Annotated in this window: 12 protein-coding genes; 9 read left to right on the top strand and 3 right to left on the bottom strand. The window is 38.7% G+C overall.

The genetic code is table 11. From position 1 onward, the window contains the following. Nucleotides 1–15: 15 nt before the first annotated feature. The 4 genes from T543_RS00290 to T543_RS00275 all read left to right on the top strand — a co-directional run bounded on the left by T543_RS00290 (nt 16) and on the right by T543_RS00275 (nt 5,324). Nucleotides 16–1,932, top strand: coding sequence for a hypothetical protein (locus tag T543_RS00290; RefSeq protein ID WP_035764514.1), 1,917 nt, complete (start codon nt 16–18; stop codon nt 1,930–1,932). Nucleotides 1,933–2,005: 73 nt separating this feature from the next. Next, complete coding sequence (locus tag T543_RS00285) at nt 2,006–2,986, top strand: glycosyltransferase family 2 protein (RefSeq protein WP_035764512.1); 981 nt, start codon at nt 2,006–2,008, stop codon at nt 2,984–2,986. A 5-nt stretch (nt 2,987–2,991) separates the two neighbouring features. Continuing rightward, the gene (locus T543_RS00280; protein WP_035764509.1) at nt 2,992–3,405 is read left to right on the top strand and encodes a GtrA family protein; all 414 of its coding nucleotides are present in this window, start codon (nt 2,992–2,994) and stop codon (nt 3,403–3,405) included. A 38-nt stretch (nt 3,406–3,443) separates the two neighbouring features. Then, nucleotides 3,444–5,324, top strand: coding sequence for a DUF6020 family protein (locus tag T543_RS00275; protein ID WP_035764503.1), 1,881 nt, complete (start codon nt 3,444–3,446; stop codon nt 5,322–5,324). Nucleotides 5,325–5,402: 78 nt separating this feature from the next. Here T543_RS00275 and T543_RS00270 read toward each other — a convergent pair whose 3' ends face one another. After that, nucleotides 5,403–6,494 carry a glycoside hydrolase family 88 protein gene (locus tag T543_RS00270; protein ID WP_035764502.1) on the bottom strand — a complete coding sequence of 364 codons (1,092 nt, stop codon included), beginning with the start codon at nt 6,492–6,494 and terminating at the stop codon, nt 5,403–5,405. Between the two features lie 24 nt (nt 6,495–6,518). Continuing rightward, nucleotides 6,519–8,054 carry a lipopolysaccharide biosynthesis protein gene (locus tag T543_RS00265; protein WP_035764500.1) on the bottom strand — a complete coding sequence of 512 codons (1,536 nt, stop codon included), beginning with the start codon at nt 8,052–8,054 and terminating at the stop codon, nt 6,519–6,521. Between the two features lie 142 nt (nt 8,055–8,196). On the opposite strand from T543_RS00265, the gene T543_RS00260 reads away from it, so the two are divergent. From T543_RS00260 to T543_RS00240, 5 genes are read left to right on the top strand one after another with little or no spacing between them, the layout of a single operon-like run. Further along, complete coding sequence (locus T543_RS00260) at nt 8,197–9,255, top strand: NAD-dependent epimerase/dehydratase family protein (RefSeq protein ID WP_035764496.1); 1,059 nt, start codon at nt 8,197–8,199, stop codon at nt 9,253–9,255. A gap of 6 nt (nt 9,256–9,261) precedes the next feature. After that, nucleotides 9,262–10,365, top strand: a complete 1,104-nt coding sequence (locus T543_RS00255) for a DegT/DnrJ/EryC1/StrS family aminotransferase (RefSeq protein WP_035764493.1) — start codon at nt 9,262–9,264, stop codon at nt 10,363–10,365. Between the two features lie 23 nt (nt 10,366–10,388). Beyond that, the gene (locus T543_RS00250) at nt 10,389–12,026 is read left to right on the top strand and encodes a DUF6056 family protein (RefSeq protein ID WP_035764489.1); all 1,638 of its coding nucleotides are present in this window, start codon (nt 10,389–10,391) and stop codon (nt 12,024–12,026) included. A gap of 24 nt (nt 12,027–12,050) precedes the next feature. Further along, nucleotides 12,051–13,280 (top strand): hypothetical protein, encoded by a 1,230-nt coding sequence (locus tag T543_RS00245; protein ID WP_035764486.1) that lies wholly within the window; start codon nt 12,051–12,053, stop codon nt 13,278–13,280. Continuing rightward, nucleotides 13,270–14,844 carry a glycosyltransferase family 39 protein gene (locus tag T543_RS00240; RefSeq protein ID WP_035764479.1) on the top strand — a complete coding sequence of 525 codons (1,575 nt, stop codon included), beginning with the start codon at nt 13,270–13,272 and terminating at the stop codon, nt 14,842–14,844. Before T543_RS00245 ends, T543_RS00240 begins: the two co-directional genes overlap by 11 nt. Here the strand turns inward: T543_RS00240 and T543_RS00235 are convergent. Beyond that, entirely contained in the window at nt 14,810–16,690 is a 1,881-nt protein-coding gene (locus T543_RS00235) for an ArnT family glycosyltransferase (RefSeq protein ID WP_035764478.1), read from the bottom strand. The two genes, T543_RS00240 and T543_RS00235, sit on opposite strands and share 35 nt — an antisense overlap. Nucleotides 16,691–16,730: the final 40 nt, after the last annotated feature.

The raw sequence follows: 16,730 nt of genomic DNA, 5'->3' as shown, positions 1-16,730 counted from the left end.
AAGGCTTATTAATACATGTCGGAAATAATGTTTGTCCTTGGAATAGCTGTGCTTATTATGTGTAGCATGGGATACTATGCTATTTTTGAAGTTTCAAGCGAGCTATCTCTTGTTTATTCCATACTGACACTGATTGCTATAACGCATATTTCAGGCTTATCTTTTGGGATAAGACAGGGGATTATCATATATTGTCTGATCTCGATAGCTCTGTTTGTATTTTATTTAGTCAGATGCAAGGATAAGGGCAGATACTTTTCCTTTGGAATAGTATCGTTCATTTTTATGTCGCTTATCATGCTCTTTGCTTTTCATGGAGACTATATCCAGACCTATGATGATTTTCATCAGTGGGCTGCGGAAGTCAAATATATGTTTGTAAATAATCACATTCCGCTTGGAAGTGATTTTGTAGGAAGTGCGAGCATGCCTCCGGAAACAAGCTTATTTGTTGCTTTTTTCCAGTTCCTTGGCGGATATAATGAGGGACATATGTATACCGCGTCTTTTATGCTTACGGCAGCAGCTGCGGTTGTACCTCTTATGTGCATAGGCTGGAAGAAGTGGATAAACGGAGTGGTTTACCTTGTATTAGTGTATTCCGGGTTATTTACTCTTTACAATCAGCCATATAAGAGTATGTACGTGGACCTTCCGGTTGCTGTATGGGCCGGTGCTACATGTATAGCTTTTTCAATTCTTATAAATGAATGGAAATTTGCAAAGAGCTTTATCGCAATTCTTCCGACGCTTTTGTTTATTCCAAGAATCAAGTGGGGCGTAGGTGCTATAATATTCTGTTTTGCTGCAGGCTATGTAATCCTTTTGGGAATAATAAATGATGAAGATAAGGTGATCATCACATTCGTAAAAAGAAAACGTAAAGCGATCATTGCACTTGTTTTGGCGGCTGTTTGTACATTTATTATTGCCTGGCTTTTACTTGGAGAGAGTTTTATACCTGCGAATTTATCGGGAATAGTTGAGGCGCTTACTTTTTCAACGACTAAGGCGCAGCTGACAGCAAAGACTCTTATAAAGAATCTGTTTAAGAAAAGTCTTACATCCAATCCAAACATGCCATTTTGTACGGTGCAGACTACGATCATGTTTCTTGTAGTCTTATTATTTGTATATATTTGTTCGGACAGGGAAAAGGGAAAAAGGAAGATTATTTTCACATCAGCATTTTTCCCAATTGCGGTAGTTCTGTATTCATTAGGATTATATGTCAGCTATGTTTCTGTTTTTTCCTATGATGAAAGTATAAGAAATGCTACAGGATATCGCTATTTGTCTATCGTTATTGTGTATGAATTTATCATACTGTGCGGATATTTGGCAGAAAATATGGCTATAGATAATGCTTTGGTAGCTGGTGAAAACGGCACTGGTAGAGTGCTGCAGAGAAAAAGCTTTCTGCTGAGCATTCTTTTGTGCCTGCTTATGTTATGTAATCTGAATCCTATAATAGTATATAAAGCATCTTCAAGGCACTATTGGAAAAATCCTGTTTATTATGTTATAGACAAGACTAAGAAACAGGTTAATGAAATTCAGGATTATATTACTGAGGGCGACAGGGTATATCTTATTTCCAATAAGTATTCACTTGAATCTATGAATGAGTATCCTTTATGTGTTGCTCTTTATTATATGGACAATCAGGTAAGCAATTATCTGCGCGAGCCTTGGGAATATTCAAAAGACGGAAGTATAACTTTTGTCGCATCAACAGATAATACTATCGATGAATTTGGAGACAGGCTCAGGCAGGGCGGATATACTTACGTTTGGGTTCATTCTTATAATAATTATTTAAAGAATGAATTTTTGGAAAGATTTTCGTGTGAAATAACAGAAAACGGATTGTACAGAATTATTTATGAGGATGACGGATCGATCAGAATGGAGCTAGCTAAGGGAATCTGACGATAGTTATTTTGCGAATTAAAAAATGAATGTGATAGAATATTAAAATGACAATGTTTTGGAGGAAAATAAAATGAAGTTATTTATTCAGATACCCTGCTACAATGAGGCAGCAACACTAAAAGTTACATTGGATGATCTGCCGAAGAAGATAGATGGAATAGATGAGATAAAAGTACTTATCATAAATGATGGAAGTAAGGATGACACTGTGCAGGTGGCTAAGGATCTGGGAGTAGATTATATAGTCAATTTCAGAAGAAACAGAGGACTTGCATATGGCTTCATGGCAGGAATAGATGCATGTCTTCATTTAGGAGCTGACATTATTGTAAATACAGATGCGGACAATCAGTATTCCGGTTTTGATATAGAAAAGCTTGTCAGACCAATCATCGATAAGCAGGCAGAGGTGGTTATAGGTGCAAGACCTATCGATGATACACCTCACTTTAGTAAAGCGAAAAAGAAATTCCAGCACCTTGGAAGTTATGTGGTTCAGAAGGCAAGTAATTCAGATATGCCTGATGCACCAAGTGGATTCAGAGCATATAGCAGACAAGCTGCTATGCGCTTAAATGTTATTAATGAGTATACCTATACTCTTGAAACGATTATTCAGGGCGGAAGAAATAAGGTTGCTATGAAGAGCATTGATATAGCAACGAATCCTGAGCTTCGAGAGAGCCGTCTGTTTAAGAGCATGTGGGCATATATGAAACGTTCCGGAGGAGTTATTATCAGAAGCTACATGATGTATAAACCGCTCCGCTTTTTCTCTACTGTAGGAATTGCATTCCTTATTGCCGGACTTATTATAGGAATCAGATTCCTTTGTCTTGGCGCTTCAGGGCATATTCAGTCACTAATTCTTATGGCTATCTTGCTTTTGACCGGAGTGCATATGATATTTATGGGATTCCAGGCAGATTTAACTGCTGCAAACAGAAAAATCCTGGAAGATATACAGTTTAGGGTCAAAAAACTCGAATGTAGTGAAGAGAATGTAACAGAAGATCTCATAGTTGTAGATAAAAAGGATGGGAATAACTAATTTATATGATAGATAAGATATGGAAGAAGCTTGTAAATAAAGAGACTATGCTATATGCGATATTTGGCATGCTTACAAGCGTTCTTAATGTTGTTATGTTTCACGTCCTTGTTCTGCTTAGTGTGGAATATAGAATTGCGAACATTATCACACTTATTACCGTCAAGCTTGCGGCTTACTTGTGTAATAAAAATTTTGTCTTTAAGAGTAAGTGCCAGAATTTATGGGAGCTTGTTAAGGAATTTGCCAGATTTGTTTTCTGGCGTGGCGCAACTATGATCTTAGATTATGTAGGTCTTATCTTTTTGGTAGAGGTCGTACATATGGAAAAACTCTATGGCAAAATAATAGTAACAGTTTTGGTTATAGTAATAAATTATTTCACCGGGAAAAAGCATGTCTTCAAAAATAAACCGTAAGATAAAAAAGCATGATTATGCAGGGTAAAGAGACTTTAATGAATAATAAAATAAAAAATATAATGATGGCATTTTTCATCATGATAGGACTGACCATCCCTGTTGAGTATAGAGATGTCAGTCCCGGTCGTAATTTACTGTTTACGGTAGGGAAATATGTTGTAAATATTTTAAAAAGTATTAGTTCTGACAGAATATTTCATTTTATTATTTTTGCCGGAGTATTGGCTGTTTCTCTTTTATATTGCTCGTTACAGATTTCAGCAGCGGATAAAAGGAGAGGAATTCTTTTTTCCATTCCATTTGCAATCATGCAGATCATAAGTGCGGATCTTAGACCTGATAACAAGCTTGATGCTATAGGAGCAAGCAGCTATTTGGTATTTTGTTCATTATTTATAGGTTTAAGCTATTTCTTTATTTCGTATTATGTTTCATCTATTGGTTTCTATGCATTTAATCATGTTTTAAATACGATCAATGAGAGTAAGGAAACTGAAAAGGCGAAAATATCATTAAGAGATTATGTGCGTTCGACAGTAATAACGATTTTGTGCTGGATGCCATATTATATATTGTTTTTTCCGGGAACAAGTAATTATGGTGACACTGAAAAACAGATTCGAATGTTCTTTCACAGGGATGTAGGATTCCCTTTAAATGTGTCTCCTCTGCAGGGACCGGATATATTTATCACCGATCACCACCCGTATTTTACTACTTATTTGTATGGTGCATTTGTCAAATTGGGTATCGATGTGTTTGGTAATGCGTATGTTGGGGTAGCTGTTTTTTCATTAATGCAGATGATTGTGGTGGCTCTTTTGCTTTCTCATTTCATTTTGAGGTTTAAAGCTTTAGGTATGAGTCTTAAAGCAGAAAAGATCAGTCTTTGGTTTGTCAGACTGTTTCCGTATTTTCCGGTTCTTTCAGTTTGCATGGTCAAGGATATGACTTTTTCTATATTCTGCGTGTCAACTTGCGCAGCCCTTATGGAGGTAGTTATCTCAGGAGGAGAGATTTTAAAAAAGTGGTGGTTCCAAATCTTGCTTGGAATGTCGCTTCTTTTGATGATGATGTCAAAGGGACAGGGAAAGTATTTTGTAATTGCTATTTTTGTTGCTGAACTTATCTCATATAGAAAATACTATCTTCAGCTTTGCATTTCATTTATTGTACCTTTGGTATTCTTTTCAGTAGTTTGGCAAGGGGTATTGCTAAATGCACTAAACATTTCTCCCGGAGGAAAACAGGAAATGCTCGGAGTGCTTTTTCAGCAAACTGCCAGATATGTAGTGAATTATGAAGATGAAGTGACTGACAAGGAGAAAGCGGCAATCGATGCTGTGATCAGTTATGATGAAATAATGGATTTATATGATCCTACGCAGACTAATCCAATCAAGCTTACTTATAAACAGGCGGCTACAGCAGAAGATAGAAAAGAGTACTTAAAGTGCTGGGCAGCAATGCTCTTTAAGCATCCGGGAGTTTATTTTGCATCTACATTGAATACTTCATATAAATACTTTGATTTTTCGTGGATTGGGCATCCGTTCTTTACGTATTTTAGAAGTAGAGTAGATCAAAATGATGAATTGTATATCAGATCATTTTTTATAGATGAAAATAGAAGCGATAAAATATATGGTATATTTGCGCTTGTACAGAGGATTCCTTTTGGGGGATTGATTTTTGCAGTTCCCTTTTATACATGGGCTACAGTGTTTATGTTTTTGGCCACGTCAGGAAGAAACGGGAGATTTTGGAGTGTATGGCTACTTCCATTATTGTCTGTGCTAATATTTTTTGCCTGTCCAAGATCACTTGCACGTTACGCGCAGCCGCTAATTTTGATGTTTTATCCGTTGATGCTCTTTTCATTATTGGGCAAATTTATTTGTGTTGATAGAGACTAGTTGCAACTTTTACCAGGCATAGATGGTTTGGCAAGACACTTATGATGAGCCTTATTAAAAATGTAATCTGTTTTGATATTACAGATTACACAAAAATGCAAGTGCAGCTCCCTGTCCCCATGGGAAATGCCCATAAATCTGTCTGTGGACGGCCAGATCTTCGCAGGACGAAAGTGCCTGGTTGACCTGGCCGTTTTTTGTATGGTTTAGGATAAAGTCCTTCATACGTAATAGTGCCTGCCTGATCTTTGATCCATCTTCGGGGAGAAGATCAAATGCTAGTGAGAGAGCGATGGCATATCCGATCATGGCTGTGGCGGAGGTGTCGGGCTCTCCTTCAACAGCGGGAAGAAGCCATGAAAAGCCACCATCAAGTCGCTGATAGCTTAGGGTTGTGTATACGAGATTCTTATACTGGGATAGGATTATATTATTTATATGGTCTTCTTCTTTGTTTCCTGTAATCTTCATAGTGGCGACATATTCTGAATAACCCATAAGGAGCCATCCCATAGCACGACCCCATCCAAGGAGTCCGAGTTTTTTGGCTTCTCCGAGTGAAAATGCATGATATGGAAGACCGGTGGTTTTATCTATGCCGTGATTGTAGTAATTAAGGAGCTGCTTTGCAGAAAGCTTTGTTGCGGATGTTTTGTGGAATATAAATCCGTAATAAGATAAAAACATGGCACTTTGACCTGCGCCATCCGCAAAAATGTAGTCATTGCCGGCTTTGGGATTATAGATAATGCTTTCTTCAATGTTTTTAGGAGCGCGGTGAAGAAAGGTGGCAATCTTTGTTGCAGATTGCATGAAATCTTCTTGTCCGGTTCTGGCAAATAGATTTATCATGGCTACTCCGGAGAGAGCATCATCGACAAATGATATTTTTTCACCGGTTTGGTCTTTCCAGTTTTTTATATAATCTGATGCAGATGCAAGAGCAAGTTCCTTGGCAGCTGATGTCAGATGCGGATCTGTATTGTCTCTTAGTGCACACTCGGACAATCCAAGGAGCAAAAGTCCTGACGGCCAAAAGAGGAGGTCGGAAGAAGCGACATTTTTGCCCATGGCTTTCTTTGCTGTTTCTTTAAGGGATGCCTTAAGACCGGGCTTTTTTATTTTATCTAAATCCTTAGATGCGATTTTTATCATGAGTTCCATATCCATAGTAAGTAAGCCTTTCTAGTTATATTATTTCCGGGATAATTTGCTTTTTATAATGCCATATAAATACTCATATTCATCGGATTTGTGGAAAACAATCCAGAAGGTGAGGTTATATACGATTGTAACAATTATTCCCATCAGTATAAAAGAGGGAATGGTTATGTTTTTAAGTACATAGGTGCTGATAAAATAAAGGATTCCTATCATGACAATTTCGGTTAATATGTATTTTGCGCTGTCTTTGAAATAGGACCATGCATTAACGTCAAAGCAGACATGGTAGATTATTATGGGCTTTGTGATATTGGCGATGAGTCCGGATACAACTGTACCGATATAAATGCCCGCAAGTCCTATCTTTTGAACGAGGGCGATAGATATTATCAGGTTTACTACGCCCTGTATGAGAGCCAGATATTTATCCTGCTCAAATACACCTGCAGCGGTCTTGAAGTTGGATAGTACAATGCGGTCGCCTTTAAAGTAGTAATCAGTTATAAACAGGTAAACTGCAAGTGTAGGAAGCATCCATGAGCTGCCAAGTCTTGTCACTATCCAGAGGTAAATAAGGGGCTGTAGCATGATGAAAAAGCCTGTAGCTGTAAAACCGTACACCCACGATGCGAAAAACCGATATACTTTAAAGAGCTGATACTGCTTCTTTTTGTTCTCGGTAGCAATAAGATTGCCAAAACTTGATATGACTGAATTAAATATGATGTTCACAAAGTTAGCAATGGTGCCGGTTACGAGAGTGTAGTTGTCTACAACACCGGCAACTGCAACTTCTATAAATGAGGAAATGATGAGCGTATCGGTCTGAAGCCTTGCAACGTCACCTACCTTGTGCATGACAAGTGCCTTGGTCTTACGCCATACTTCAGAGTGCTCTTTGGCAGAGAGCGGAGTGACCTGCTTGTCTGTGAGATACGGATAGAGCTTATCAAGGTATCTGCTTACAAATATCTTCTGGATAAGCTGCACAATGGCATCTGTCAGAAGATAAAGGTAGAAGTTTGGCATTACAAGGAGCACTATGATCTGGAAAAATACAGTTATTACCTTGGTAAGTGTATTTATGTTGGTCTGAATGTAGTTTTTTTGCTCCGCGTTAACAAGGCTGTATTTATAAGCTACAAAATAGGTGCTGACAGTGTTGAACAAAAAGATCAGATAATAAAGAGTAAGGTCTCTTGTGGTTGTCTGACCGGGATTTTTAACAAGGTATTTAAGAAATGGTGTGAGAATAAGTCCTATCACAGCAACTACCATCGCAATCGTGTGGTAGGCCTTTCTGTACATCTGCATGTAGGACTTTATTTTTTCAGTATCTTTTTTGGCAACAGGTGCATATAGGCTGAAATTAAGAGCTGTTCCTATTCCGAGCTCAGCCATTGACAAAAGTGATAGTATATTGCTGTATAATGCGTTTACTCCAAGCAGGGTATCGGATAGCTTGAATACAAAGATTGTTCTTAGGATAAAGGACATCAGCGCAGTTGCGAGCTGACCGATGTAGCCGAATGTTATATTTTTAGCGGCGAGTTTGACTCTGCCCATCAAATTGACCTCCAAGGTGTTTTTTACTATTATATATTGAGGGATTATATGAGCTACTGTTTAGGAGCAGACTAATCCGTATACATCATTATATTATAAAAGAAGAGATGTATAAAATCGAGAACATGAAAGGATTTTTATCATGAAAGAAAAGAATGTAGTGTTAACAGGTAAAACAGTTCTCATCACAGGTGCGGCAGGATTTATCGGATCACACCTTGCAGAGAGACTTTTAAATGAATTTGAAGGCATAACAGTTGTTGGATATGACAATGTAAATGATTATTATGATGTTCGTTTAAAGTACGAAAGACTTGATAAGCTTTCAAAATATGACAGCTTTATTTTTGTAAAGGGCGATATTGCAGATAAGGCTCAGGTTGATGAGACTTTTGCAAAATATAAGCCTCATGTAGTAGTAAACCTTGCTGCTCAGGCTGGTGTCAGATATTCAATTGAAAATCCCGGAGCTTATATCGAAGCTAATGTAATCGGATTTTACAATATTCTGGAGGCATGCAGACATTCAGAGCCTAAGGTAGAGCATCTTGTATATGCTTCAAGCTCAAGTGTATATGGCGGAAATACCAAGCTTCCATTCAGCACAAAGGATCAGGTGGATCATCCTCTTTCACTTTATGCGGCAACCAAGAAATCAAATGAGCTTTTTGCTTATTCATATAGCAATCTGTACGGAATGGCTACTACAGGTCTTAGATTCTTTACAGTTTACGGACCTATGGGAAGACCCGATATGGCTCTTTTCCTCTTTGCTGATAAGCTTCTTAGAGGAGAAAAAATTCAGATATTCAACTATGGCAACTGTAAGAGAGACTTCACCTATGTTGACGATATCGTAACAGGTGTTGTTAATGTAATGCAGCATAAACCCGACGAAGATGAGAAGGGTAACAGATATAAGGTTTATAACATCGGAAACCACAATCCTGAGAACCTTATGCACTTCGTTGACCTGCTTCAGCAGGAGCTTGTTGCTCATGATGTTCTTCCTAAGGATTTTGATTTTGAAGCACACAGAGAGCTTCTTCCTATGCAGCCGGGTGATGTGGAAGCTACATTTGCGGACGTTGACGATCTGATGAACGACTTTGACTTTAAACCCGATACACCACTTGAAGTAGGTATTCACCGCTTTGTTGACTGGTATGCCGGATATGTAAAGAGAAGAGATAGCGAGTGATATTCAATGGATAAGATTATGCAGAGCCGCATGGACAGAGGGTTCATGCGACATCAGAAAGAGTATGAGAACAAGGCGCTTGAAGTCCTTCGTTCAGGCTGGTACATACTCGGAAAAGAAGTAGAGAACTTCGAAAAAGAATTTGCGGATTATGTCGGCTGCAGATACAGTGTCGGACTTGCGAGCGGTCTAGATGCGCTTTGGCTTGCATTTAAGGTACTGGGAATAGGAGAAGGCGACGAGGTCATCGTTCAGGGTAATACATACATAGCAAGTGTTATGGGGATTACCATAAACGGAGCAACGCCTGTATTTGTTGAGCCTGATAAATATTATCAGATAGACGTAGACAAGATCGAGGAAAAAATAACTGATAAAACAAAGGCTATTCTTGTCGTTCATCTCTACGGACAGGCTGCCCGCATGGACAAAGTCGTAGATCTGTGCAAAAAGTTTGGCCTCAGACTTGTGGAGGATTGTGCACAGTCACATGGCGCCAAATTTGGCGATAAGATGACAGGAAGCTTTGGAGATATCGGCTGTTTTTCGTTCTATCCTTCCAAGAATCTGGGAGCCTTTGGAGATGCCGGTGCCATAACCTGCAATGATCCAGAGCTTGCAAGACTTATGAAGATATACCGCAACTACGGCAGTGAGAAGAGATACCACAACATGGTTGTTGGTGCCAACTCAAGACTTGATGAGATGCAGGCGGGACTCCTTAGAGTAAAACTGAAATACATAAACGAGATAAATGATGAGAGAGCATCTATTGCTTCAAAATATGCTAAGGGTATAGATAACACTCTTGTCATAAAACCTGAAGTGGCAGATGGATCAAGCTGCGTATGGCATCAGTATGTAATAAGAGTTCCCAAATACAGGGATGAGCTTATGGCCTATCTTGCTGATAAAAACATAACAACTATTATTCATTATCCGATCCCGCCTCACTTATCAGAGGCTTACGGATATCTCGGATTAAAGCGGGGTGTGTTGCCTATCACTGAGAACTATGCGGATGAAGTTTTATCACTTCCCATCTACTGTGGTATGACAGATGATGAAATAGATTATGTGATAAGCGCTATAAATAATTTTAAGAAATAATTGATTGTGCCGGGGATGAGGGGATGACAGAAGATAACGCATCATACAAGAAAAAACTAAACATAGCAGGTGCTATTAGACTTAGAAATCTGAGGAAGATTTTCTTTGCAATAAATGTGCTTGCAGTAATTCCTATGCTTGTCATAGCTGTTTATAATGTTCCCTCGGCTGACGATTTCAGTATGTCTTTTGAGGTTCATGAAGCCTTTCTTGGTTCGGGAAACGTGTTATACACTATTTTCTACGGTATATATATGGGAATATGGTATTACATGAACTGGACCGGATATTTCTTTTCAGATATGCTTACGGCTCTTGCTCCGTCAGTATTTGGAGAGAGGCTTTATTTTCTCGGAAGCTTTGCTGTGCTTCTGATCCTTGCGCTAGGTCTTTGGTATTTTCTGAGGCAGCTTATCAGTAATGCCCTAAGGCTTGGCACAGATCTTACAGGATGCATTACAAGTCTCGTGTTCTTTTTACTTGTTCAGTGCATGCCACATGGACTTGCAAGAGTTGAGAGCTTCTACTGGTATAGTGGTGCAATAAACTATATGTTTATGTTTGGAATGGGACTTTTGTGGACAGGGCTTCTCATAAGAATTGCAAGTTCTGAGGAAAGGCCGCAGCTTCATTTTGCTTGTGCTTGCGTGCTCGGATTTCTTCTTGGCGGGGCTAATTATATGACTGCTCTTAGCCTGGCAATTCTTTCGTTTTGTATTCTCCTTATCAGTGCAATTAATATGATTATGGATAAAAACACAGAATCTGAGAGCCTGTTATATAAGAATCCAATCGTATCGGCAGCTAAAACACTCAGAGCTCTTTCAAAAGTTGTGACACCTTCGGTATTTATGATCATAGGATTTGTTCTGTCGGTAATAGCTCCGGGAAATAAGAACAGAGCAGCACAAAGCGCAATGTCACCTGTCAAAGCTGTACTTATGTCTATCTACTACACTATGGAGCATATGCTGGGAACATGGCTTTCCTGGCCCGTCATAGTGCTTATCATAATCATGGTTCCTCTTATGTGGAAAGCTGCGGGGAGGATAAAGAAATACTACAGCTTTGGGCATCCTGTTCTGTTTACGGTATTTGCATTCCTTCTTGCTGCAGCCAATATCACACCTCCTCTTTACGCAACAGGAAATATAGAGGCGGGAAGAATAGTGGGTATTTTCTATATGCAGTCGATGCTGCTTCTTGTTCTAACCATAGGATATGCATGCGGCTGGGTTAGATGCCAGGTTTCTTTTTCCGGCAAGATAACGGATGAAGAAAAAGAAAAACGCAAGCTTGCAAGCATCATATATGACGGCTATGTTGGCAAAAATGCTTCAAGAGTCATAATAATTGCATGTGCCTTGTTTGTGATAGGAAGCGGCCTTTCTGTGAAGGTTGATCATCATTTTTATGTAACAAGCTCGGCAATCTGTGATGTGGTAAACGGAAAAGCTTATAAATACAACAAAGAGTTTTATGACAGGTTATCAGTACTTAAGGATGACAATGTATCCAAGGCAAAGCTTATCGAATTTTCTGTTAAGCCTGAATTGTTGTTTTTCTCAGATGTCACTGAGGATAAGAAGGATTGGCTTAATAAGGCGGTAGCTGAATATTATCATAAAAAATCAGTAGTTCTTGAAAAAACGGACAAATAATTAAACGGAGGAATCCCGAGGCTTATGAGTCAAAACAGGGACAATAAAAATAACATAATAGATAATGGGATATTTTTTCTGATAGACAATCATCTGGATAAAATTGCAGCCGCTATACTTGTTATTGTTGCAGTTGCAATAAGAATAATGCTTATGCCACAGACTTCATTGTCACCCGACTACGAATCTTATTATCTGCCCTGGGTTTTGGAGTATAAGAGACTTGGGATCATAGGCGGATTATCTACAACGATCGGGGATTACTATGTTCCCTTTAATGTGATGTATGCTATATGCTCTCTATTTGACTGCGAGCCATATATTCCGCTCACTATATTCTCCATGATAGCAGAATTCATTACTGCATTTTATGTTGGAAAAATAATAAACGTTATCCTTAAGGAGAATGGTAAAGAAGACAGGAAAGCTCAGCTCTTATCACTTTATGTTCCGATCCTTACATTGTACCTTCCTTTTGTTGTATGGAATGGCTCATTGTGGAAGCAGTGCGACGCGATATATGTTGTATTTCTGGTTATCGCGTTATATAAGCTTTTAAGTGAAGAATACAGATGGGCTTTCGTATTTCTGGCAATATCTTTTGGATTTAAACTTCAGGCGATATTTTTCATACCCCTGTTTTTGATAATTTATATGGTTAAGAGGAAGTTCTCAATCCTTGAGTTCTTTTGGATACCGGTTATCTATTTTGTACTGGGACTTCCCTGCGTACTTCTGCACAGAGGGCTTCGTGCTACTTATTTTGCATATCTGTCACAGACTCAGGAGGTATCGACAGAAGGGTACGGACTTGTGTCATATTACCCTAATTTCTATAATTTCGGCTTGGACAATTTTGATGAGGTACTTAAAACTCCGGGACTTTTGCTGTTTGCGGCTGTTATGGTATTTCTTGCTGTATTTGTTTATAAACATAAGGGATTTTTGAAGACAAAAGAAAACATCCTTTATCTGGCAGTCTTTTCATCCTGGACATGTTGCATGATCCTTCCGGGAATGCATGAGAGATATGACTACGCTGTCGTACTCCTTGCAACTGCGCTTTTTGTAGCGATCATAAGGAAGAATATGTGGGCAGCATTTGTTATGAATTTCAATTCAATGCTTGTATATATAATCGTCTTGTTCGGGCAAAAAGAAGTATCCATGGTATTTGTTTCAATCCTTGAAATTGCGGCATTTGTAATAATAACGATTGATTTTATCAGAAGGGTATCCAAATATGATGCATAAACTCTTTCGTCGACTTTCGTATATCTTCTTTGTGCCGTTTACTCTATTAAGCTTCGTTATTCTGGTTTGCTCTTTTTTGACAACTGTCTACTATGATACAGACCAGGGAGCAGATCTTCCCAGGTTTGGGTCTCAGAATTATATTGCTTTGTTTGCAGGAATCTTCATTTTTTTTGCGCTGGCTTATTTTCTCAGGAGCTTTAAGCCCGGGAAAAGAGCATATATTGTATTTTTTTTGGAAATTCTTTTTTGTCTTATCATAGTGATAGCTGCAAGAGCAAAAGCTGTTACTGATGGATTGCTTCTTGATAACATTATCAATGATTTTAATAATGGCATTTACGATAGTCTCTATAAGGGAGGATATTTGTATATCTATCCTTTCCAGATTGGATATGTGTCGATCGGGCAGCTGATAGGCAGATTATTTGGTGATAGCAACTACTTTGTATATCAGATTATAAACCTGCTTTCGATTGGTCTGTGCGTTGTTTATCTGTATAAGGTGACATGCGAACTGTTTGAGGATGAAAGAGTATGCAATATATACCTGATTTTGTCCGTGATGATGTTTTTTCTTTTTTCATATTCCACTTATGTTTATAACGATGTGTGGTCATTTGCGCCGGGAATCATGGCTCTTTACTATGAAGTCATGTACCTTAAGAAGAAGCATATCCGTTTTGGAATATATGCGGGAGTTTATCTTGGCCTTGCGTGCTATTTGAAGACTAATCTGTATATTGCGCTTATTGCAATGGTGATCCTTCTTGTGGTTGACGTATTAAATGATATGTTACTAGTCGCAGAAGCTGATAAAAAGGAACGTGAAAATAGAAAAAGCTATGTTTCTGCACTCCTTATTATAATACTGCTTTTTGCAGCTGCACTTATTCCCTTAAAAGCTGCAGGCAATATATATGCTAAAAAAGCAGGACTTGAATCATACCCTCAGGGAGTTCCCAAGTCCACCTATTTTGCGATGGCCATGCAGGAGGGAGAAGGCGAATGGGGCTGGTATAACGGCTATAATCGTAATTCATATGAAGAAAATGATTATGACTATGAAAAAACCGATGAGGCAGCAAAGACCGCCATATCTGAGAGAATAGCAGAGTTTAAGGCAAGACCTCTTCACATGTGCAGATTTTACCTAAGAAAATTCCTGTCTCAGTGGGCAGATCCGACCTTTGTTTCAATCAGGAATTTTGAACTCTCGCTTAGACATTCTGATACTAAATCGCACTTTGCAAGATCGATCGTATACGGAGTGTGGTCGAAAATTTTTCAGATGATAATGGATATTCAGCACTTCCTTATCTATCTGGGCGTAGTGATCTACAGCATAAGCACAATAAAAAATAAGCGCTTTACGTTGCCGCAAGCGCTTTTAATACTATTTGTATTTGGCGGAATGTTGTTCCATCAGATATGGGAAGGATCATCCCGTTATATTATCAGATATTATATGTGCCTTATGCCTTTTGGCGCATATGGCATAAGTGTTATCCTTGATAAGCTTGAGTCCATCATTTTGAAGAAACAACAGCGTAATTACCGCTAGTCTTAACCTCATAGTTATCAAGGTCGTAGCTTTCAAGCTCTGATCTATGGAGAATAAGTACGTTTCCTTCGGATATGTAGCTGTCCAAATTATCAGATAGATCATCCGGAAGTGAAAAAATAAAATTACCGAAAGAATCAGCTATTCTGAACTCAGCTTTTTCATCTTTATAATGCACCGTCTGCAGGAACTCTGTGGGCGGTGTTTTTGTGTAGTAGAGCGCTACCATGAAGGGCGCTGACAGATGCTCGTAGGTGGAATAGATAATCTTATCGTCTGCCACTTCATTTTCTGCGGTTTTGCAGCATTCTCCGTATCCTGCCATAAAAGCGTCGCTGCTAAGTGCATTATAGGTTGTAAAATAAACCTTTATAAACAGCATTGCTGCGACAAAGAACAGAAAAGGGGCAAGTCCTTTGATAAGGATCATCAGGTACTTAATGGCTTTCTTGCCGGTATTTTTCTGAGCATAGACAATCTCATTGATAAAAAAGATGTATCCGCGCGCAAGGAAGTAAATATACGGAATGAAGATGAGCACCATTCGATTTATATCCTCTTCCACAAAGCATCCAAACAAAAATGCCGGAACAAATACGCTTAACATGAAGACATCGACGTCCTTACCCTTTTTAGCACGAACAAATGAAGCGACAATACCAACAAGTGCGGTAGGAAAAGTAAAGGCAAAAAGTGGAGGAAATCCTTCAACATAATTTAGGATCTGCTCGGCGGAATTGCCTATAGTAAGATTTTTGATCATCGTCAAAATATTACCCGCAATGCTGATCAGTATCCCATCGCTTACGAAAACAGAGCGCTTTGCAGTAAAGCGGTTTATTGAGAAGAACGGTGTTATTATTTCAGGAAGATTAAATGCGTTTATCACGTAAAAAACGATCAGCGGACTGGAAACTGCAAGGAATACAAGGATTCCGAGGATCATCTGAAATGCAGTCATTTTTTTCTTCCTTATACTGAAAATGCACAGAATAAGAAGATGAACAGGTATGATGATAGTCGCTGAACCATAGCTGTACATTGTAAGTGCATAGACCAGTGCAGATAAAACAAAAAACAGGTTGGCAGTACCGTTTGACATGGAAAGAAGACGTGATTTTTTTCTGTCTCTTTCAGCAAAAAGTGACCCGATACTGTTAAATGAAGAAGACTCTCTTTGCTTTTTTATTCCTAGGGCAAAAAACAAAAGGCCAAGACTTATCCAAAAAGGTGTTGTATTTGAATCAAGACTCCACCTCGATAACATTATATGCCATGGGCTAAGTGTAAGGATCGTAAGAGAAATCAGCGGTATCCAGGAGTATTCTCCGTTCATATATTGAACACTTGAAACTTTTTCTGAAGAAAGCAGTGATTCAGCAACAAGGAGCCTTACAGCAAGGAAAAAAACAACAAGTGTCAGACTTCCAAGAAATGCTGGCAAAAATCTAAGTGAGAACTCGGATACACCCAAAAGCTTTGTCATAAGGGCTGTAAGATAAACCATAAGAGGACTTCCGCCGCCTGAACCATAAGTTATAGGATAAACCGGCAGATGGTAGCCGTTACGGTCCATCCTAAAGGCTGAAAGAATATAGGCCTCATAACCAATTGAAGCTTCATCCTGATGAATGCCGTATGGAATCTGTGCGATCATGTAAAAGCGAAGAAAAGTTCCGATCGCTATCATTGCGAATGGAAGTATCAGTGTATAGATTCTGTTAAAAACAACATCGGAAAGATTTATGGGTGAGTAGGATGATTTGTCTCTTCTATAAAATAAGTAGAGACTGAAAAATATAATACAGATATAAATTAAAGTAGAAAAAATATTGAAAGTTCCCATGTGATTCTCCCAAATGATGCGTTATTTACTCGTCTTTTCA

The organism is Butyrivibrio sp. NC2002, assembly GCF_000702265.1.
Classification (GTDB): Bacteria; Bacillota; Clostridia; order Lachnospirales; family Lachnospiraceae; genus Butyrivibrio.
The sequence above is the reverse complement of the archived record's forward strand: the minus strand, read 5'-3'. Positions and strand labels throughout refer to the sequence as shown.